The sequence below is a fragment of the Ruegeria sp. AH3 genome (assembly GCF_056536265.1).
The window spans coordinates 382,214-401,472 of sequence record NZ_JBQFJL010000002.1; the positions used below are offsets into that span (position 1 = coordinate 382,214).

The following is a 19,259-nucleotide window of genomic DNA, read 5'->3' on the forward strand; positions in this document are numbered from 1 at the left end:
TAGGAAACCGCAGGTGAGATCAGGGTCTCACTTCAATGCAGCGAACTATTCAGTTTCTACGCGGCCCTCCGCTCTGCAATTGATATCGCCAAATCAGTGAGCATTTCTGCAGCGTCCCTCAGAGTAAGCGGCAGTGCACGCGCTGTTATCGAATACGATCTCAAACATACCAATGAGATCGCGCCTCGATATGCAGCGCTTGGGCGGAAACCCGTGTAGCTGATCTGGGGCGCGATTCTGGGTTCAGAGCTTCATGTTCTAGAGAGCTGCCATTTCTCAATGGAAGACCAACTTGAAAAGATCGCAAGCTTATTGGTTGACTTACTGAAGATGAATACATGACGCAGGACACCAAAAGCCGTCGCTAATGAATAGATCATGGGTGGATGTTTTGTCCCGCTTTCCTGACTTCCAATGATCCTTCGATCTATCAACCAGAGGCGACGAACCTTCTCAGCACGTTGTTCGTGATACGTTCGACCTGTTGATCCTTACGAACCAAGCCCGTGACCCATTCGCAGGTGCCGGCAGTAAAGACCTCTCCTTTACCGCGGTGCCAATGCAAGATTACGCCGTTTCCGCGCGCACTGCGATCTAATGTGACTTCCGTAACGGTTCCAAACAGGGCTTTTGCTTTAAACTTGGCCTCATCGTCGCCGATATACGCTGTCTCACCCCATGCCCCGTGGTCAGGTTCGATATTGGTCGCCAGCCCCATCGCCAGTATTTCCATGTTCGGGTCTGCACCGTCTGTTCCTGTGGCATAGGGCAGTCCATCCTGCATTCGATAGTCCACCCCGTCGACCTCATAGCCGAATATGCGCGACCCGGCCCCCAGCTGATCGCCATATCCGAGCTCGGTTCCTGCCATCGCCCAGTGACCGGGGCGGTAGACAGTGAAGCCACCGCTACCTTGCCCTACGCAGCGGCCCAAACACGCGTAAATTCCTTTTAGTCCATTCGCCCCAAAGGTTTTCGCACCGGGCCAGTTGACTGGTGGGACATCCCATGCGGCTGTCACCAGATGCTCCTGATCGGTTCCCAAAAGCGGATCTTGTTCGGCCTTGTATTTGTAACAGACCTGAGTACGGCCTTCGTCTTCAATGCGTGTCTGCCAAAGGAAGTTCCCGGCAAACCGTGCCACCTTGCCTCCGCCTTCGGTAAACCGGTCGACCGAATGTCGCATATTGGCTGACCAATATTCGTCATGCCCCACGAAAACTGCGCATTTATAGCGGTTCAGAAGATCCGGTTCGTCTTCAAGATCGTGCTGAGTGGCGATTTCGAATTCGAACCCCTCAGACTCAAGCCAGCGCGCGAAATGACGTTCGTAACTGGCCCAGCCTGCAGACGCATATTTCTTGGAATAGCCATAGGCATAAGCCCATTCCATATAGGGATAGCGCACCATAGTCCCGGGTGTGTGTGGCGTCTCGGGGACTGCACGAGGGGCGCCGTTGGGAAGCCTGCAGAAGCCCCGGCTCCATGGCCGTTGGGTAGAAACGACAGCTGAAAATTCGTTGCCGCCGGGTCCAGTGATTCCTTCGTAGTGGTTTGAGCCTCCCCAGCAATTGTAGGCAAGCCAGGTGCCCGTCGCGCAGATCAACACCATGCTCGGCGCAGTATTGCTGGAGGCACCACGTACGAGGATCAGGTGATGTTCCTCAACGCGATCACCGTTGCGCTCGGCGCTAAACGTAATCAGGTAGCCACCCGGTCGCCAGTTGGCTGGGATGGTGAACTTGTGACTAATCTGCCAATTGCATCCCTTGACCGAGCAATCGACAGGGGTTTCCTGATGCGAGCCCGCCAATCCTTGTTCACGTAACACAGGTTCATAATTTAACCCGTCGCGACCTACTTCCAGGTCCCATGTCTTAGCCGTAGTCGAAACATGCAGCGCCACTGTGTCACCCGGCGCATAGCTCATGCGGGGGGTATAGCCCCAGATTTCCAACACCGCATCATCCCGGGCCGGTCCGATGAAATAGTTATCGAGGATATGCCGCGCCTTGCTGCGGGTGCGGGGTGCGGTGGCTGGCGATGGCCCTTCTGAATTCGTCATTTTCCTATTCCGGTAGGTATTTTTCTGACCAGTCTTCGCTGGCCGCGCCGGATGCAATCATCGTTGCGATCCGCTCCTCGGGAAAGCCCAAATCCGAAAGAACACGGCGAGTGTCCGCGCCGTATTTCGGCATTGGGTCAGGAATGGTGATCTTTGCCCGGGATGGACGCACCGCGTTGGGAGCGACCAGATCGCACCAGCGCCCCATCGGATGCAAATCATGGCGGATGGCGCTGAACGTACTTCGGTTCAAATCAACCGCGCCTGCACTCTCCATCTGCAAAACCGCATCGCGCGTGTCGTGCAAAGAGCCCAACGGCATGACAGTGGACGAGGAACCTGCAAATGCGTCTGCCCAATGTGTGGCAGAGCGGATAGCGAAACGCTCAACCAAGGCATTCGTCAACTGACATTCGGGCGTTTCCGCCAAATCCGCCAATTCGGCAATCATACGCAAAGCATTCTGCCGTTCTGTTGGCGCGGCAAAGAACATCCAACCGTCCGCGGCCCGGTAACAGTGATAGAATGGACCCCAGCCCAGCGCCTCTCGGCCAGTTGGTTCGTCAAAGGGTGCGCGGCCGTCAAAATCGTACATCAGCTGAGCCTGAATTAGATTGCCAGCTCCAGCTAGCGCAGCACGTGCGATGCCACCTTTGCCGGTCTGTTCTAGACGCAGCAGCGCCGCCCCTAACGCTACGCAGGCGCAATATCCGGTCAGTACGTCAATCGTGCCAAAATGGGCGTGTTCCTCAGGCGTTTGCATTCCGCCTCCAAATCGTACCATGACCCCTGTCGCCGCCTGCGCAAGATCGTCATAGCCCAGATGGTCTGATTTCGGGCCGCGCGCGGGGCCGCCAAAGGCATCGAGCTGTACCAGGATCAGGCGCGGATTGATTGCGGCCAACTGTGCCTCGCCCAGCCCCAGCGCATCGCGTTGCTCATCCGTGCCATTCATGGTGATGACGTCACTGTCTGCAATCAGACGGCGCAGGGCGTCCTGCCCATCTTCACTGCGTAGGTTCAGAAGAATGCTATCTTTACCGCGATGGGCGTGCAGACCAAATACCACCGTATTCCAGGGATCCACTGAGGGCTCGACCGGTTGAACGGACGTCACCTTGGCTCCGAACCGGGCAAGGGTGGAGCCAATGGTCGGCCCTGCGATAACATTTGTCAGATCCAGAACTTTCAGACCATCAAGCCAGCCTCTGGATTCTGTACCGACACCTCCTGATCGCTTTGGCTCAGCAAGAATATCAGAGAGGGGTGCGCTGTCAGGCTCTGGGCCGGGACGTTTGTCCATGGCGTTCGTGTCACCTGCCAGCCAGGCCACATTACCCATTTGCCGCATCTTGCCATGGCGTGGGTCATCTACCTCAATAACCAGGCCAGAGGCCAGCGCGTGGGGATCGGCCATCCACTCCTGGCTGAACCGCTGCGCGGTGGCTGGCGCTTTTGCGGCGCCAAACAATGCCTCCCACTCATGCGAGGATCGCGTCAGAAACGCCGCTTTCATTGCGGAAGACACCTTTTCGCGGTCCCGGTCGCCGACAGGGTAATTGCGAAGCGACCATTCATCTGGCCAGTCCGCTTTATCCAGATAGGCATCGAAGTCGGGCAGTTCGTCGGCCAACTCTTCCAAGCCCAAGATCTTCAGCACCCTGCGGGGGTGCGTCTTCACGCTGCCCGCCACGACGTAGAATCCGCGCCCATCCGCACAGGTATAGGTGCGGTAAAACGGGTCGAGAAACTCCTCCAGTTCAGCAAAACTCAGGTCCAGCGGCAGCCCCTCCGCGGCACGCCGGTCCAGTTCTACCTCGCGCGGGGATTTGTAACGCTCAGGGTAATCCTCAATCTGTTCACAATTGTAGACGAGCCCTTCGAGCAACGCAGACGCAAGCGGAACCTCGATATGCTCGCCGCCATTGTCACCGCGCGCGAGCAGAGCGAATTGTACCGCCATAGCTCCGAAGGCTGCCCCGTAGGCTGACGCCAGCGTCAAAGGTGTAAACGACGGGTTGATCCCCATCAGACGGCGGTTCAATCCCATGTCGGTAAATTGCCCTGTGCGGGCGGCGATAACCGCTTCCCAAGCAGGCAGGTCGGCCAATGCGGGGTCCGTAGATGCGAAGCCCGGTAGTGAAAGCGAAATTATCCGTGGGTTGATCGCAATTAAATCCCGTGGCCCCAGCCCCAGCCGTTTCATAACTCCGGGGCGAAAATTCTCGATCACCACGTCCGAGCGGGCTATGAGATCGCGTGCCGTGGCAAGGCCCGTGCGCGATTTCAGATCAAGTGTCACCGCAGTTTTCCCACGTGAAAGCATATCTGTCGCGGGTTCTTTCAGCCTCGGCCCACCGGGCGGATCTATGCGGATCACTTCAGCCCCCAGATCGGCCAGCATCATACCAACGAGTGGTCCAGCCAAGTATTGGCCGAAATCGAGCACCCGGATGTGTTCCAGCGGACGAGTGGTCATGTCAAATTCTCCAGTCGTGGGAGCAACTCTCCCCGTTTTGAACGAGTTTAGGAGTGTGGGTGTCACCAATACTGCGCCGATCCCGACAAAAACTGCGCGAGTTTTGGCATGAGGCCGACCTGATCGTCTTCGCTACTGCGGTGTAGCTTGCGCTTTTGCGGTGCACTTTGCGGCCAATGATTGAGTGAATTGAAGACGTCGACAGGCGGCAGATCAGCGTCCGTGGTTCGAACCATGTGCCGGACATGTTTATACAATGCACAGAGGCTGAGGGCTCAAGAGGATGCCAGTTGTCGTGGGTGGATGACCTGATCTGCCCCTTGTCCGTGATAAGATAACGCGCCTCTGAATGACCAGTATATCCGCGCGATTGAGCCTATTTCGTAGGAACTGATGAATGAAAGGCATCGCAGCATCGGAATCTGCTTTGCACTTGTTGACCTAGTTTGGCGGTTTGTGCTCCAACAGGATCACTTCGTTCGGATATTGCGCGCCTTTGAAAGAGATCGTTAGGGCTTGCTTTAGTCAACTTTGAGCAAGCGGCCACCAGAATTGCCTTTTCGCCTGACAGATAGTCAAATCTCTGTAACAGATACCAAAGCAGTGATCAGCAAACGTGTCACTATCACCGTTGGCATCAAGGTCATCGGAAGAAATTTTCCGTTGACTCATTAACTCCGCAATTATATCCGCCGCTCAGCTTTCTAAAGAGAGCTTGACTTGGAGTATACGCAGATGAAATGGCTTCATCTTCATAACGCCGGACAGATAGAACCTGCGTAGTGCTACTCGGCAATTACGCTGAGCTGCTGTACTCTTATCTTCAATACATCTCAGAAAAGGTTTGTTCGAATGCCTGATGAACAGCCCGTTTCCGACTCCATTTACGGTATCGACCGTTGGGGCAAAGGTCTGCTCACCGTCCTTGCGAACGGTGATGTTGCTCTGTGTGATCCTGCCAATCCCGAGGCTGCGGCAGTAAGCCTGCCGGCGATCCTGCATGACTTGCAACAGCGCGGCATCGCCAGCCCGATGGTGTTGCGCGTCAAAAGTTTCCTTGAAGCGGAAATCCGGCATTTGAACGAGAGCTTCGCGCAAGCCATTTCAAGGACTGGATACCGTGCACCTTATCGCGGGGTTTTCCCGATCAAGGTAAACCAACAAGCACAGGTCGTGGATCGGATCATCGAATTTGGCCGCCAGTATGACTATGGCCTTGAGGCGGGATCCAAACCCGAACTTGTTATTGCCCTGGCTCATCGCTTGTCGAAAGAGGCGCTTATTGTTTGCAACGGGGTCAAGGATGCAGAATTCGTACGCTTGGCGATCCTGTCACGCCGTTTGGGATTTAATACAGTAATCGTCCTGGAGAGCCCAAAGGAAGCAGAGATCGTCATCGAAGTCGCGAAAGAGCTGGGGATCGATCCGTTGCTGGGGGTTCGCGTGAAGCTGACCAACCAGATCAGCGGCAAATGGCAAAGCAGTTCGGGGGATCGATCAGCTTTTGGCATGAACACCGACCAGTTGTTGCGCGTTGTGGATCGCCTGCGAGACGAAGGTTTGTTGCATTGTCTGAAGCTGCAGCATTCCCATCTGGGCAGTCAGGTCCCGGACGTGAACGATGTGCGCCGCGCCGCGACCGAAGCTTGCCGCTATTTCACCGAACTGACCCGCGAAGGTGCGCCCTTGACCCATCTGGATCTGGGCGGGGGTCTTGGCGTGGATTACACCGGTGAAAAACGAGCGACCGAAAACTCGATCAACTACTCGATGTCAGAGTACTGCGCCAATGTGGTGGAAACCGTGGCCTATGCCATGGATGAGGCCGAGATCGATCACCCAATTCTGGTGACGGAAAGCGGCCGGGCGGTCACGGCGACATCGTCGATGCTCGTCTTCGACGTGCTGGAGAGTACGCTTTATGACGCGCCGGACGCACCGGCGGTTGAACCGGACGATCACCATCTGGTGTCGGATCTGGCCGCAATTTCAGGATATCTTGTGCCTGAACGGGTGCAGGAATGCTGGAACGATGCTCGGTTCTATCGGGATGAACTGCGTGCCTTGTTCCGCCGAGGCTACGTGGATCTGCGCCAGATGGCGCGGGCCGAGCGGATCTATCTGAACCTCATGGCACGGATCAAAACAATCACCCCCGAGGCCGAGCAAAGCGGTGATCTGGAAAAGGAACTGCAGAAGATTGCGGATGTGTATCACTGCAACTTTTCGGTTTTCCAGTCGCTCCCCGATGTTTGGGCGATTGATCAGCTACACCCGATCGTACCGCTTCAGATGCTGAACCAAGAGCCTGACCGGCGCGTGGTCTTGTCGGATATCACGTGCGACAGCGACGGAAAGCTGGATCAGTTCATTCTGGCAGGCTCAACCTCGCCGTCCTTGCCCGTGCATTCTCTGCCTGAAGACAAGCCCTATTATCTTGGGGTCTTCTTCGTCGGCGCTTATCAGGAAACGCTGGGGGATCTGCACAATCTCTTTGGAGACACGAATGTGGTAACAATCGACTTGCGGGCCGACGGCGGGTTCGATCTGCTCCACGAACAGGAGGGCGATACCATTGCCGAAGTGCTTTCGTATGTTGAGTATGATCCGGCCGATTGTATCGCCGCCTTCCGCAAGATGGTGGACGAAGCGATCTCGGCAGGGAAGATCAGGGCTGATGAACGCAAGACGCTGATCGGGTCCTATCGCGACTCGATGAATGGATACACCTATTTTGAATAACCACGATCAGGAGAAACCCATGGGAAAGACACTTGTCGTAGGCGCCGGCGGCGTCAGCCATGCTGCAGTGCACAAGATGGCAATGAATGCCGATATCTTCACGGATATCATTCTGGCCAGCCGGACCAAGTCTAAATGCGATGCCATCGCGGCCAGCGTCAAGGAACGCGTGGGTGTGGATATCAAGACGGCACAATTGGATGCGATGGATGTCGCGGCCACCGTTGCGCTTATCCGTGAAACCGGGGCCGAGATTCTGGTGAACCTCGCGCTGCCCTATCAGGATCTGAAACTGATGGACGCGTGCCTGGAAGCTGGGTGCCATTATTTGGATACCGCAAACTATGAGCCTGAGGATGAAGCCAAGTTCGAATATCACTGGCAGTGGGCGTATCGGGACAAGTTCAAAGAAGCCGGGCTTATGGCGATCCTGGGTTCAGGATTTGATCCGGGCGTAACGTCTGTTTTTGCGACCTGGTTGAAAAAGCACAAGCTGGACACCATTCGTCAGATTGATGTGCTCGATGCGAATGGCGGGTCGAATGATCAAGCCTTCGCCACCAACTTCAACCCCGAGATCAATCTGCGCGAAGTGCTGCAGGAAGCACGCCACTGGGAAAACGGCGATTGGCGGACCACACCTGCCATGTCCCACAAGGTTGAGTTCGACTTTCCGGGCATTGGTCCGAAGAATATGTACCTGATGTATCATGAGGAACTGGAGTCGCTTTCGACTCACTTCCCCGAAATCGAGCGTGCCCGTTTCTGGATGACCTTCGGCGACGCTTACATCATGCACGCCAAGGTTCTGGAAAACGTCGGTATGACCCGCATTGACCCAGTGATGCATGACGGTAAGGAAATCATCCCGATCCAGTTCCTGAAAACACTGCTTCCCGATCCCGGTGATCTGGGCGAGCAAACCAAGGGCAAAGCCTGCATCGGCGACATTGCCACCGGACAGGCAAAGGATGGTTCGGGCGAGAAGACCTATTACATCTACAACATCTGCGACCACGAGGAATGTTACGCCGAAGTGGGCTCGCAGGCAGTGTCTTACACCACCGGCGTTCCGGCGATGATCGGCGCGGCGCAGGTTCTCAAAGGCAACTGGGTCGAACCCGGCGTCTGGAATATGGAGCAGCTGGATCCCGACAATTTCATGGATATGCTGAATGACCATGGTTTGCCCTGGCAAGTGCATGAACTGGACGGCCCGGTTACGTTCTGATCCATAACAAGACCGCGCGGGAGGGACACCCTTCCTGCGCCCTGACCAGGTGGGACCCATGTCCGAGATGATGACGACACAGGCCGGCGATGCTGGTGCCTTTCGCGATTTTGACCTGAGCCGCGTTCCTTCGCCCTGTTTTGTCGTTGACGAAAAGGCTGTCGAGCGGAACCTGTCGATCCTAAAGGATGTCTCGGATCGAACTGGCGCACATGTTCTGAGCGCGCTCAAGGCCTTTTCCATGTATTCTCTGGCGCCTCTGGTGCAGAGATATCTCGGCGGCACCTGCGCCAGTGGTATCTTCGAGGCGCGATTGGGGCGCGAAGAATACGGGGGTGAGGTTGCAACGTTCTGCGCGGGCTACAAAGCACAGGACATGGCCGAGATATTGGCGCTCTCTGATCATATCATCTTCAATAGCCCCGCGCAGAAAGACCGTTTCCTCGATCAGGCCCGGAACGCCAGTGTGCAGGTTGGGCTGCGGATCAACCCCGAGCACTCGGAGGGTGAAATTCCGAAATACGATCCTTGCGCGCCATGTTCCCGGCTCGGCACGCCTGTCAGTTCTCTGACGGACGAAAACATGGCAGGCGTGGATGGCGTTCACATGCACACACTATGTGAGCAGGGTTTTGAACCGTTGGCCCGGACATGGGCCGCAGTTGAACCTCAGCTGGCTCCCTATCTGCCTAACCTGAAATGGGTGAACTTCGGAGGAGGGCATCACATAACCCGTGCGGATTATGATCGTGACGCATTGGTTGCATTCCTTCAGGAGGTTCGAACCAAGCATCAGGTTGATGTTTATCTAGAACCGGGTGAGGCTGTGGCGCTGGATGCGGGTATTTTGGTGGGTGAAATTCTCGATTTACCTGTCAACGGCATGAATCTCGCGATCACAGACATCTCGGCGACATGTCATATGCCAGATGTGATTGAAGCCCCGTATCGCCCCGCGCTGATGCATGAAGCTGTGGTGGGAACAACCTATCGGCTGGGCGGTCCGTCCTGCCTCGCGGGGGATGTGATCGGGGATTACACATGGCCCGCTTCGCTGACCATCGGGCAGCGCTTTGCGTTCCTCGATCAGGCGCATTATTCGATGGTCAAAACCAACACCTTCAATGGTGTCCCGTTGCCCGCCATCGCCCTGTGGAACAGCGAGACCGATGCGCTGAAAATCGTGAAACAGTTTGGTTATGAAGATTTTAAGGAGAGGCTCTCATGAGCGTTTTTCTGGACAGTGAGCTTACCCAGGCGGAACGGGATGTAGCCGGACGTTTTCATGTCATTCCTGTACCGTTGGAGCGCACCGTCTCATACGGTTCTGGCACGGCATCCGGACCAGACGCAATCATCGAGGCATCTAACGAGCTTGAACGCCTGTGCAAAGGCAAGGAACCCTGCGGCGCAGGCATCTATACGCACCAACCGATTGATTGCCAAGGGCCACTGCCTGAGGTGATGGAGCGCATAGCTGCCGCGACCGAAGCCGTCGCGAAAGCTGGCAAAATCCCCGTGACTTTGGGCGGCGAACACTCCCTGAGTTACGGCGCGGTTTCCGGAGTCGCGCGTGCATTGGGCCGACCCATCGGCATCGTGCAGGTTGACGCCCATGCTGATCTGCGGATTGCCTATCAGGGTGAAAAACACTCCCATGCGTCGGTGATGCACCTGCTGGTCGAAGATGGCATTCGTCTGGCTCAGTTCGGTGTGCGCGCGCTTTGCCTACAGGAAGCAGAAAGTCGTTTGGCCAACAAGGTCTTTCACGTGGACGCCGAGGAACTGGTAACGGGAAACATCTTATCGGTGGAATTACCGGAAGACTTCCCCGAACTGATCTATGTGAGCTTTGATGTGGATGGTTTAGACCCCAGTCAGATGCCTGCAACGGGAACACCGGTTCCAGGCGGATTATCGTTCTATCAGGCATTGCACCTTGTAGAAAATGCGCTGAAAGGCCGACGCTGTGTCGGTTTCGACGTTGTCGAACTTGCGCCCAACGGCGAAGCGGCGTGGGATTTTACCGCGGCCCAGATCACCTATCGCCTAATGGCGGCGTGCGACGGTTGAGAACGGTCGCACGTAAGATCTGTTGGACCTGAATTCTGCTATGCACGGTGAAGCACTGGCGCTCGCAACCTGTTCAGGAAACGAGCTGGATTTCAGAGCGTAGCTTTCAGCCAACAGTTCAGCCACGCCCGCGATAAGGCGGAACACCCTGATCAGGAACCCAAACATTCTCGGGCAAGGGTCCGGTTTGCCAGAACACGTCGATCGGGATGCCACCACGCGGATACCAGTAGCCGCCTATGCGCAGCCAGCGCGGTTTCATAAACTCTTGCAGGCGGCGGGCAATCGAAATCGTGCAATCCTCGTGAAACGCCCCGTGGTTGCGGAAAGAACCCAGAAACAGTTTCAGCGATTTGCTTTCTACCAGCCAGTCGCCGGGTACATAGTCGATGACCAGATGGGCAAAGTCCGGCTGCCCGGTCATCGGGCAAAGCGATGTGAATTCGGGCGCAGTGAAACGCACATTGTAATACACGTCAGATTGCGGGTTTTGCACCCGCTCCAAAACGGCTTCGTCAGGATTGGTCGGCAGGACGGTGTCGCCGCCCAGTTGGGTAAGGTTGCTGTAGATATCGCTCATAGCCGTCTCCGTTCGTTATACGCCGCGTTTGTTGCCCCAGACCAGCACGTGCAACTGGGGCAAGATACGCGGGGTGAACCACCCAACGCTCAGGGTTTTGTCAATCAGCCATTCCAGCCGTCCGGTTGCCTGAGTCAGATCGACCGGCAGATCGGGGTCGGTTTCCGGGTTGCCGGGCTGCAGGTACAAGGGCAGATGCGGATAGCGGTTGGCTACATCCTGCGCCCAGGTGAAATCGGTCTCATCGAAGATTACGATCTTCAGAACGGTGTTTTCGGGGCGGACCGCCAGACAAGCCTCGAACATGGCCCAGTCCATCTGCTCACCGCTGCTGGGCGGTTTCGGGCTGAGCACCAGATTGGCCAGATCCGTAAACCAAGGTTTTGCGACCGAGCCTTGTGTCTCGCAGGCAAAGAGGTAACCCGCATCCGAACCGTGCCGGATCAGCGGTCCGAAGTCCTGAATGGCGGGGTTGCCGCCCGACAGGGACACGGTCAAAGGCTGCCCGCCGGACAGGTGTTGAACTTCGGTCCAGATATCCTCGGTGCTCATGGCCTTCCAATCGTGGCGAAAGGCGCTGTCGACCGCGTGCAGGCTATCGCACCACGCGCAACGGAAGTCGCAGCCACCGCTGCGCACAAAGACAGTGGGTTGTCCGATCAGTGCGCCCTCGCCCTGAACGGTGGGGCCAAAGATTTCTGCGATGCGCAGGGTCATGGCCGGTACTCGGCCCAGGTCTTGGGCGTCTCGGATACTTTCACTGCAGCCGTTTCCGGCCAGCGTGCGGTGCACCAATCATAGAAATGCCGCGCCATGTTTTCGGCGGTGGTCACGCAGTTCAGTACATCATTCAGGTGCTGATGATCGAACGTTTCGTCAATATAACTCTTGAGTGGTTTCAGTTCATGATAGTCCCGCACGAACCCGTCGTTATTCAGATCGCGCGAGGCAAGTTCGACCACGACGATATAATTATGCCCATGTAGTCTCGCGCATTGGTGATCGTCAGGCAGGTGGGTTAGTTGATGTGAAGCGGAGAAGTGAAATTCCTTGGTGATCCTGTACATCAGGCGCGTTTCCTCTCGACCGCCTGACGCCAGAACTCTGGGTCTGCATAGAGGGTTGGATCGGGAACGCCCGCCAGATCGAATGCTTCGCGCCGTTCAACGCAAGTGCCACAGCGCCCGCAATGCAGATCGCCGCCTTTGTAGCAGGACCACGTCTGGTCAAATGGCGTGTTAACCCGCGCGCCGTCCGCTACGATATCGGCTTTCGCGCGATGCACGAATGGTACATGCAAAGCGACCTGCGCGTAGCCGTCCAGAGCTGCACGTTGCATGGTATCGAAAGCATCGGTGAAATCAGGGCGGCAATCGGGATAGATAAAATGATCCCCTCCATGCACCGCAGTCGCCACCGTATCATCCCCCTGTGCCGATGCGATGCCGTATGCAATCGTCAGCATGATGGCGTTGCGATTTGGGACCACGGTTACCTTCATGGTCTCTTCTTCATAATGACCGTCGGGCACGTCCAGATCATCGGTCAATGCCGATCCGGTCAACGTCGCCCCGACCGAGCGCAGATCGATCAGATGATGGGGGACGCCCAGCCGTGTGGCACAGGCGGCGGCAAAGTCGAGCTCTTTTGTATGTCGTTGGCCATAGTCGAATGAGACCAGGCGCGATAGGTGTCCCTGGCCCGCCAGCACATGTGCCAGAGACACAGAATCCAGTCCGCCAGAGCAGACCAAAGTCGTTTTCATGATGTCAGTCCTTGTTTTGATAACCGGGTAGGCTGCGACCGGCGCGGGGACCGCTACTGTATTTCACAGTCAGGCTCAATGCCGTTTTGATCTCACGTATCGTGCTGTCGGTATCGTGATCATTTTCGACATGAGCGGTAGGATCCCCGGGCGACAAGTTCCAGATCGCCCAGGGCTGGGGGGAATTAGCTCACAAGTGCATTGTGACCAAAGTAGAGAAATTCGCGATCCATTCCTGCCACTTCACCGGCTTCAAGCGACAGGCTGGCCGAGTCCAGCATCTTGTAGCTTCTTTGCGATTTTACCCAATCGTCTGCATGCTGCAGCGTTGTCAGGGTATAGCTGGTCGTTTCGTTCAGGTAGTGGGTTGGAATAATGACTTTGGGTTTGAGACGCGCGACAATGTCATCTCCCTGCTTATAGTCCAGAATATGCTGTGATCCGTCCACTGGCAGAGTCAGTACGTCGACCTGTCCGATGGCATCCCAGAACTCCTGTGGCGGGTTGTGCCGATTGTCACCCCAGATCAGGGTTCGAATTCCTCCCGTTTCGACGAGATAGACCACCATATCCATATGGCTGACGTTGTCCGGTGGGCAGGCCTGAACGCCGAATTCACCCAAGGCGTTGGTCCAGTCATACCAGCCCGGAGCCCGGCAGACATGTTTGTCAGCAAAGCCTGTAATCTTGATGTCTGCGAATTCAAAATTTCCAACCATCCGGTCCAGCACCATGGTCGAGATTGGGCGATGAATGGCGTCGTGATCGAAATGCGTGTGCGTTGACATGCAGATGTCGACCGGGGTTTCCGGGAATTCATTCTTGAACCATAGACCCCATGCGCCCGAGGGATCATCGCGCCAGGGATCGAACAGAACGGTTGCCCCGCCCGGCGAAGTTATTTTGATTGCGCAATGGCCGAAATAGTCGATTCCGACTGCGCCATCTACCGACTGCCCGGTGGTCTTCTGCAACTCGATGACACCATTGTTGTTGCCGGGTTGAGTCCAATCGGTGGATTGCGCCTTGGCAGATGTGGTTGTCAGAAGTGAGGCCGCACCACCTACGCCAGCAGCACCGGCAGCCATAAAAAAGGAGCGTCGCGACAAGCCCGGCGCCAAGTCATCCTCGTTGCCGCGCAATAGTGTCGGTTTCAGGTTCAGATCGTCTTTTTCCATCGTTTAGATTTCCCTGTTGTCATCCGATCCGGTTCTGACCCGGACCTGACTTAGGGTAACCATCGGATGTCTTAGCCTTCGCATCGGAAAAACACGGGGAAAACATGGGGGTCATCCCCATGTTTTACTGCGCGGCCAACAACAGGCTACGCAGGTTCTTGCCGCTGCGCTTTAATCCAAGCTTGGCGCGAATGTTGTTTCGATGAAACTCGATCGTGCTGGGCTCGCGCGATAGCGTTCGCGCGATATCCTTTGTGGTTTGCCCGCGCATGATCAACTGCGCGATTTCCTGTTCGACAGGTGTCAAAGCTTCGAAGATCGTGGTCAGATGATCGCTCATCTCTGAAGTGATCGATTTGAGGTTTTCTTCAGCAAGTTCGAGATAAGCCTGCCCGGCAGGGTCGTGATCCAGCCGCCCGCGCAGTTTGGAGAGATATGGGACAACGAGACCTTTGATCTGGCGCAATATTTTTTCGTCATAGTCTTCGCGTGAGGTTTCCACGCTATTGAGCAATACGCGCAACGCAGCGTTCGCCTCTTCAAGATCCTTGGTGCGATTGGCGACACGTTGCTCCAACTGGTCCAACGTTGCCTGCAACTCTTTCTCAAGCTCGGTGCGCCGCTGGATCTCTATCAACAGCGCAAGGTCGTCTTCGATAACCCTGGCGAATTCCTGTAGCCCCTCTCGGAATAGCAAGGCGCGCCGATTTCGACGTGAATCCAGAACGCAGATTGTACCGAATATCGATCCATCCGGCCATTTCAGCGGATATCCGATATAGAATCGCATCCCAAGTTCCATATCATCATTGTCCTGCCATCTCGGATTGCTGGCGGCATCCTCGACAGTAAGCTCACCGTTGCATTCCAGAACGCCATAGCAATAGAGCTTTTCGTTTAGCGTGAAACGGCGACCGATCGCATAAGGGTTTCCTTCGTTGTGGCTGGTGACAAAGACCGAATGGTGCGGTTCATGCGTGCGCATGACAAGACTTGCGGGTACGTCCGCAACGCGTGCGATCAGATCGACGATCCGCTGCCATTTGGCGATGGTTTCCGGTGATATGATAGAGCGCACGATGTAGCTTCGATCAAATGGAACTCACTTGATCATAGACTAGCGGCAAAGCCCGAGAATCCAAACACCGTTGAAGATAATCCAAGGCGACGGTTAGTGGGTGGCCGATACGCCTAGTCCACCCTGCTGGACAAGCAGATCGACAATCGCATCAACGCCTTTCCTGTGACGAAGCGACGTCAGCAGAAAGGGCCGTCCATTTCGCATGGTTTGCGCATCGCGTTCCATGACTTCCAATGACGCACCGACATGGGGTGCCAAATCGGTTTTGTTTATGATCAGGATGTCTGACTTCTTGATCGCGGGACCTCCTTTGCGCGGGATCTCTTCACCAGCGGCGACATCAATCACGTAGATGGTCAGATCCGCCAATTCCGGGCTGAAGGTCGCGGACAGATTGTCGCCACCGCTTTCGATCAGAATAACATCAAGGTCTGGATGGCGGGCCTGCATTTCGGCGACGGCCGCCAGATTGATCGAGGCGTCCTCTCGGATCGCAGTATGCGGACAACCGCCCGTTTCCACCCCGATGATACGATCCCGAGGCAAGATCTGCATGCGCAATAGGGCTTCGGCATCTTCCTGAGTATAGATATCGTTTGTAATCACTCCAACCGACAGCTTGTCCCGCAGCGCCTCGGACAAGGCTGCCGTCAGCGTGGTTTTGCCCGCGCCCACGGGGCCGCCGATACCAACGCGAAGCGGGCCGTTCATGTTGCTCATGTTCTGAAGATCCTCGAATGTTGTGTTTCGTGTTTCATCGATGCGATGTCGGCCAGAAAACTGGTTGCGCTCAGGTCGTCCAGGCTGGCTGTCTGAGCGTCCGAGGCAACACGGGCGCAAACGGGCGTCATTTCGTGTACGACGCGCTGACTTTGTGTCTGCCCCAACGGTATCAGACGCGTCGCGCAAGCGGTGAGGTTGGACATGAAACTGTGCAGAAACATCTGAGTGGTTAGCTCGACCGGCAATCCCCGCAAACGCGCCGCACAACCAACAGCAACCGGGTAGGTCAGAGCGGCGAGATCCAGCGCCCAAACCGCTGCGGTCACTTCACAGAAGGCCTGACCCAGAAGGTGCGTTTCCTGCAATCGCTCGCATGAGGCACAGTACGCGCGCGCCTGCACGTCGACCTCGTGCAATGCTTCGGCCGATTGAGCTTTGTATGCCGATACCAGAAACACGCAGTCGGACCAGCCCGCGCCGAAGCTGATCACGTCCGCAATCCAGGCTTTGGTGTCGTCGGCCGTCTGAACATCACCGCAATCGATTGCCCATTCCAAACCATGGGAATAGGCGAAGCCACCCACCGGATAAGCGGGCGACAACCACTGGGTCAGCGTCAGGATATCTGCGTTAGTGGGCGTGACCATGGGTCCTACCATGACCATATGCGCCGCCCTCGGGTGTGAAGGGTTCAACCACTTCGCGGGTGGTCGCCCCCAATTTACCAAGCATATCCCGGATGACATGGTCACGCTGGATCAGCAGACGATCCTGTTCAATCTGACAAGGCGTATGGCGGTTGCCGATATGCCAAGCCAGGCGAAGAAGGTTACCTCCGGTCACTTCCAGCAATTGTTCCGGTGCAGCGATCACTTCGACCTTGCGACCGTCCTCCAGTATCAGGACACCGCCGTGATCCAGCGACAAGGTTTGGGCCAGGTCGACCAGAAACGCCTCTCCATCGTCGGTGGCAAGCATTTTTCGACGCAGGAAGCGCCCGTCATAGTCCAGCGAGACCTGCGCATGAGCCGGGGCATGTGAGTGATCGTGATAGATGCGGGCAGTTTTGATTTCAGGAGTCATCGGGGGCCTCTTGGGGTCTCAGAACATGAAATAGCGCTGCGCCATGGGCAGAACTTCGGCGGGCTGACAGGTCAGCAGCTCATCGTCGGCGCGGACCTCATAGGTTTCGGGGTCGACTTCGACATGCGGAGTCGCGTTGTTCAGCAACAAATCTTTCTTGCCGATATTCCGCGTGTTGCGGACCGCGACGGTCTGCTTGGCCAGTCCCAGTGTATCACCAATCCCCTCGGCTTGCGCGGCCTTAGAGATAAATGTGATCGCCGAGTGTTCGACCGAGCGCCCATAAGCGCCAAACATCGGACGGCTATAGACCGGCTGCGGGGTTGGTATCGAGGCGTTTGGATCGCCCATTTGTGCACAGGCGATTGTACCACCTAACAGAACCATCTCGGGCTTCACTCCGAAAAAGGCTGGGTTCCACAGGACCAGATCAGCGCGCTTGCCCTCTTCGATACTGCCGATCTCATGGCTGAGGCCGTGGGCAATGGCAGGGTTGATCGTGTATTTAGCGATATAGCGGCGAACGCGGAAGTTGTCGTTCTCGCCGGTTTCCTCGGGCAGGCGGCCGCGTTGTTTCTTCATCTTGTCAGCGGTTTGCCAGGTGCGGATCAGTACCTCCCCCACGCGTCCCATCGCCTGGCTGTCAGAGGCGATGATCGAGAATGCGCCCATGTCATGCAGGATGTCCTCGGCCGCAATCGTCTCGCGCCGGATGCGGCTTTCTGCAAAGGCTACGTCCTCGGGGATGGATTTGTCGAGGTGGTGGCAGACCATCAGCATATCGAGGTGCTCTTCGACCGTATTGACCGTGAAGGGCCGCGTGGGATTGGTCGATGAGGGCAGAACATGGTTCTCGCCGCAGATCTTGATGATATCCGGGGCGTGACCTCCGCCCGCGCCTTCGGTGTGGAAGGCATGGATGGTACGCCCTTTCATGGCGGCCACGGTGTTTTCCACAAAGCCGGATTCATTGAGCGTATCGGTGTGGATCATCACCTGAACGTCCATCGCATCAGCCACCGAGAGGCAGCAATCGATAGCAGCGGGTGTGGTGCCCCAATCCTCATGCAGTTTCAGAGCGCAAGCTCCGGCTTTTACCTGTTCCTCTAGTGCCGCAGGCAATGAGGCGTTGCCCTTGCCCGCAAAGGCAAGGTTCATGGGGAAGGCATCCGCCGCCTGCAGCATCCGCCCGATATGCCAGGGGCCGGGGGTGCAGGTCGTGGCGAGAGTGCCATGCGCGGGACCGGTTCCGCCGCCCAGCATGGTTGTGAGGCCGGAATGCAGAGCGTCCTCGATCTGTTGCGGGCAGATGAAGTGGATATGGCTGTCGAACCCACCTGCGGTCAGGATACGCCCTTCGCCCGCGATGGCCTCGGTGCCGGGTCCGATGATGATGTCGACCCCGGGCTGGGTGTCGGGGTTGCCAGCCTTGCCGATCTTGGCAATGCGTCCGTCCTTCAAGCCCACATCTGCCTTGTAGATACCAGAATGATCCACGATCAGCGCGTTGGTGATCACCGTATCCACAGCACCTGCGGCGCGAGTAACCTGTGACTGTCCCATCCCATCGCGAATGACTTTGCCGCCGCCGAACTTGACCTCTTCCCCATAGACGTCTTCGCGATGACCCGTTTCACTGAAGCGCGCGGCGGTCGCGCGATCCACGATCAGGTCCTTTTCAACCTCGATGATGAGGTCAGTGTCGGCCAGACGTACCTTGTCGCCGACCGTGGGACCGAACATCGAGGCATAGTCACTCCGACTTATCTTGCCCGGCATCTTTCAAAGCCCCCATGATGTGCATGTTAAAGCCATAGATGTGCCGACGCCCCTCATACGGCACCAGCATGACCTCGCGGATCTGTCCCGGTTCAAAGCGGACAGCAGTGCCAGCGGGTATGTCCGCGCGCATCCCCAAGGCAGCGTAACGATCAAAGTCCAAAGCCGAGTTTGCTTCGGCAAAATGGTAATGGCTGCCGACCTGCACCGGTCGATCACCGGTATTGGCGACAACGACAAGGCGACTGCGTCGTCCGGCATTGAGCGTCAGAGAGCCTTCGGCCGGAATGATTTCTCCGGGGATCATTTGTTCAGCTTGATCATCAGCGCCACCATGGCCAGCGCTGCCGCCGCCAGACCAATACCAAGTGTGGCATAGTCGGTGCCGTGGGCGTGTATATGTGCGTCGGTATGGGCGGCGGCAGGACCGGCCAGGATCAGGGCAGGGAAGAGCATACGGGTCATATCAGAGTTCCTTCG

The 19,259-nt window shown here is 56.6% G+C and carries 18 protein-coding genes; 4 read left to right on the plus strand and 14 right to left on the minus strand.

From position 1 onward, the window contains the following. Positions 1 to 430 precede the first annotated feature (430 nt). Positions 431 to 2,065: a N,N-dimethylformamidase beta subunit family domain-containing protein gene (locus ACR3EM_RS19365; RefSeq protein ID WP_480472264.1), complete on the minus strand. Its 1,635-nt coding sequence runs from the start codon at positions 2,063 to 2,065 to the stop codon at positions 431 to 433. A gap of 4 nt (positions 2,066 to 2,069) precedes the next feature. Further along, complete coding sequence (locus ACR3EM_RS19370) at positions 2,070 to 4,544, minus strand: CoA transferase (RefSeq protein WP_480472265.1); 2,475 nt, start codon at positions 4,542 to 4,544, stop codon at positions 2,070 to 2,072. 852 nt (positions 4,545 to 5,396) lie between these two features. Here ACR3EM_RS19370 and speA point away from each other — a divergent pair. The 4 genes from speA to speB are packed head-to-tail and all read left to right on the plus strand — an operon-like array spanning position 5,397 to position 10,590. Further along, the gene (gene speA, locus ACR3EM_RS19375; RefSeq protein WP_480472266.1) at positions 5,397 to 7,286 is read left to right on the plus strand and encodes a biosynthetic arginine decarboxylase; all 1,890 of its coding nucleotides are present in this window, start codon (positions 5,397 to 5,399) and stop codon (positions 7,284 to 7,286) included. Between the two features lie 19 nt (positions 7,287 to 7,305). Beyond that, entirely contained in the window at positions 7,306 to 8,517 is a 1,212-nt protein-coding gene (locus ACR3EM_RS19380) for a saccharopine dehydrogenase family protein (protein WP_480472267.1), read from the plus strand. 58 nt (positions 8,518 to 8,575) lie between these two features. Beyond that, the gene (gene nspC / locus ACR3EM_RS19385; RefSeq protein WP_480472268.1) at positions 8,576 to 9,745 is read left to right on the plus strand and encodes a carboxynorspermidine decarboxylase; all 1,170 of its coding nucleotides are present in this window, start codon (positions 8,576 to 8,578) and stop codon (positions 9,743 to 9,745) included. Then, positions 9,742 to 10,590 (plus strand): agmatinase, encoded by an 849-nt coding sequence (speB, locus tag ACR3EM_RS19390; RefSeq protein WP_480472269.1) that lies wholly within the window; start codon positions 9,742 to 9,744, stop codon positions 10,588 to 10,590. The genes nspC and speB overlap by 4 nt, the downstream gene beginning before the upstream one ends. Before the next feature lie 118 nt (positions 10,591 to 10,708). On the opposite strand, the gene queF is transcribed toward speB, so the two are convergent. The 12 genes from queF to ACR3EM_RS19450 all read right to left on the minus strand — a co-directional run bounded on the left by queF (position 10,709) and on the right by ACR3EM_RS19450 (position 19,244). Then, complete coding sequence (queF, locus tag ACR3EM_RS19395) at positions 10,709 to 11,170, minus strand: preQ(1) synthase (protein ID WP_480472270.1); 462 nt, start codon at positions 11,168 to 11,170, stop codon at positions 10,709 to 10,711. Between the two features lie 15 nt (positions 11,171 to 11,185). Further along, the gene (gene queE / locus ACR3EM_RS19400) at positions 11,186 to 11,887 is read right to left on the minus strand and encodes a 7-carboxy-7-deazaguanine synthase QueE (RefSeq protein WP_480472271.1); all 702 of its coding nucleotides are present in this window, start codon (positions 11,885 to 11,887) and stop codon (positions 11,186 to 11,188) included. Continuing rightward, positions 11,884 to 12,237 (minus strand): 6-carboxytetrahydropterin synthase QueD, encoded by a 354-nt coding sequence (gene queD, locus ACR3EM_RS19405; RefSeq protein WP_480472272.1) that lies wholly within the window; start codon positions 12,235 to 12,237, stop codon positions 11,884 to 11,886. The genes queE and queD overlap by 4 nt, the downstream gene beginning before the upstream one ends. Next, complete coding sequence (queC, locus tag ACR3EM_RS19410; RefSeq protein WP_480472273.1) at positions 12,237 to 12,935, minus strand: 7-cyano-7-deazaguanine synthase QueC; 699 nt, start codon at positions 12,933 to 12,935, stop codon at positions 12,237 to 12,239. Before queC ends, queD begins: the two co-directional genes overlap by 1 nt. Before the next feature lie 185 nt (positions 12,936 to 13,120). Continuing rightward, positions 13,121 to 14,113: an MBL fold metallo-hydrolase gene (locus ACR3EM_RS19415; RefSeq protein ID WP_480472274.1), complete on the minus strand. Its 993-nt coding sequence runs from the start codon at positions 14,111 to 14,113 to the stop codon at positions 13,121 to 13,123. A 124-nt stretch (positions 14,114 to 14,237) separates the two neighbouring features. Then, a complete protein-coding gene (locus tag ACR3EM_RS19420; protein ID WP_480472275.1) occupies positions 14,238 to 15,191 on the minus strand; it encodes a LuxR C-terminal-related transcriptional regulator in 954 nt (317 codons plus the stop codon). Between the two features lie 93 nt (positions 15,192 to 15,284). Beyond that, positions 15,285 to 15,914 carry an urease accessory protein UreG gene (ureG, locus tag ACR3EM_RS19425; protein WP_480472276.1) on the minus strand — a complete coding sequence of 210 codons (630 nt, stop codon included), beginning with the start codon at positions 15,912 to 15,914 and terminating at the stop codon, positions 15,285 to 15,287. Continuing rightward, positions 15,911 to 16,576, minus strand: a complete 666-nt coding sequence (locus ACR3EM_RS19430) for an urease accessory protein UreF (RefSeq protein WP_480472277.1) — start codon at positions 16,574 to 16,576, stop codon at positions 15,911 to 15,913. Before ACR3EM_RS19430 ends, ureG begins: the two co-directional genes overlap by 4 nt. Then, positions 16,548 to 17,000: an urease accessory protein UreE gene (gene ureE, locus ACR3EM_RS19435; protein WP_480472278.1), complete on the minus strand. Its 453-nt coding sequence runs from the start codon at positions 16,998 to 17,000 to the stop codon at positions 16,548 to 16,550. Before ureE ends, ACR3EM_RS19430 begins: the two co-directional genes overlap by 29 nt. An 18-nt stretch (positions 17,001 to 17,018) precedes the next feature. After that, positions 17,019 to 18,779, minus strand: a complete 1,761-nt coding sequence (gene ureC / locus ACR3EM_RS19440) for an urease subunit alpha (protein WP_480472279.1) — start codon at positions 18,777 to 18,779, stop codon at positions 17,019 to 17,021. Then, positions 18,754 to 19,086 carry an urease subunit beta gene (locus ACR3EM_RS19445; protein WP_480472280.1) on the minus strand — a complete coding sequence of 111 codons (333 nt, stop codon included), beginning with the start codon at positions 19,084 to 19,086 and terminating at the stop codon, positions 18,754 to 18,756. The genes ureC and ACR3EM_RS19445 overlap by 26 nt, the downstream gene beginning before the upstream one ends. Further along, a complete protein-coding gene (locus ACR3EM_RS19450) occupies positions 19,083 to 19,244 on the minus strand; it encodes a hypothetical protein (protein ID WP_480472281.1) in 162 nt (53 codons plus the stop codon). Before ACR3EM_RS19450 ends, ACR3EM_RS19445 begins: the two co-directional genes overlap by 4 nt. Between the last annotated feature and the right edge of the window lie 15 nt (positions 19,245 to 19,259).

What these genes read in the sequence shown, in the direction of transcription:
- ACR3EM_RS19365 (WP_480472264.1), bottom strand. Translation starts at nt 2,065, where the DNA reads ATGACGAATTCAGAAGGGCCATCGCCAGCCACCGCACCCCGCACCCGC.
- ACR3EM_RS19370 (WP_480472265.1), bottom strand. Translation starts at nt 4,544, where the DNA reads ATGACCACTCGTCCGCTGGAACACATCCGGGTGCTCGATTTCGGCCAA.
- speA (WP_480472266.1), top strand. Translation starts at nt 5,397, where the DNA reads ATGCCTGATGAACAGCCCGTTTCCGACTCCATTTACGGTATCGACCGT.
- ACR3EM_RS19380 (WP_480472267.1), top strand. Translation starts at nt 7,306, where the DNA reads ATGGGAAAGACACTTGTCGTAGGCGCCGGCGGCGTCAGCCATGCTGCA.
- nspC (WP_480472268.1), top strand. Translation starts at nt 8,576, where the DNA reads ATGTCCGAGATGATGACGACACAGGCCGGCGATGCTGGTGCCTTTCGC.
- speB (WP_480472269.1), top strand. Translation starts at nt 9,742, where the DNA reads ATGAGCGTTTTTCTGGACAGTGAGCTTACCCAGGCGGAACGGGATGTA.
- queF (WP_480472270.1), bottom strand. Translation starts at nt 11,170, where the DNA reads ATGAGCGATATCTACAGCAACCTTACCCAACTGGGCGGCGACACCGTC.
- queE (WP_480472271.1), bottom strand. Translation starts at nt 11,887, where the DNA reads ATGACCCTGCGCATCGCAGAAATCTTTGGCCCCACCGTTCAGGGCGAG.
- queD (WP_480472272.1), bottom strand. Translation starts at nt 12,237, where the DNA reads ATGTACAGGATCACCAAGGAATTTCACTTCTCCGCTTCACATCAACTA.
- queC (WP_480472273.1), bottom strand. Translation starts at nt 12,935, where the DNA reads ATGAAAACGACTTTGGTCTGCTCTGGCGGACTGGATTCTGTGTCTCTG.
- ACR3EM_RS19415 (WP_480472274.1), bottom strand. Translation starts at nt 14,113, where the DNA reads ATGGAAAAAGACGATCTGAACCTGAAACCGACACTATTGCGCGGCAAC.
- ureG (WP_480472276.1), bottom strand. Translation starts at nt 15,914, where the DNA reads ATGAGCAACATGAACGGCCCGCTTCGCGTTGGTATCGGCGGCCCCGTG.
- ACR3EM_RS19430 (WP_480472277.1), bottom strand. Translation starts at nt 16,576, where the DNA reads ATGGTAGGACCCATGGTCACGCCCACTAACGCAGATATCCTGACGCTG.
- ureE (WP_480472278.1), bottom strand. Translation starts at nt 17,000, where the DNA reads ATGACTCCTGAAATCAAAACTGCCCGCATCTATCACGATCACTCACAT.
- ureC (WP_480472279.1), bottom strand. Translation starts at nt 18,779, where the DNA reads ATGCCGGGCAAGATAAGTCGGAGTGACTATGCCTCGATGTTCGGTCCC.
- ACR3EM_RS19445 (WP_480472280.1), bottom strand. Translation starts at nt 19,086, where the DNA reads ATGATCCCCGGAGAAATCATTCCGGCCGAAGGCTCTCTGACGCTCAAT.
- ACR3EM_RS19450 (WP_480472281.1), bottom strand. Translation starts at nt 19,244, where the DNA reads ATGACCCGTATGCTCTTCCCTGCCCTGATCCTGGCCGGTCCTGCCGCC.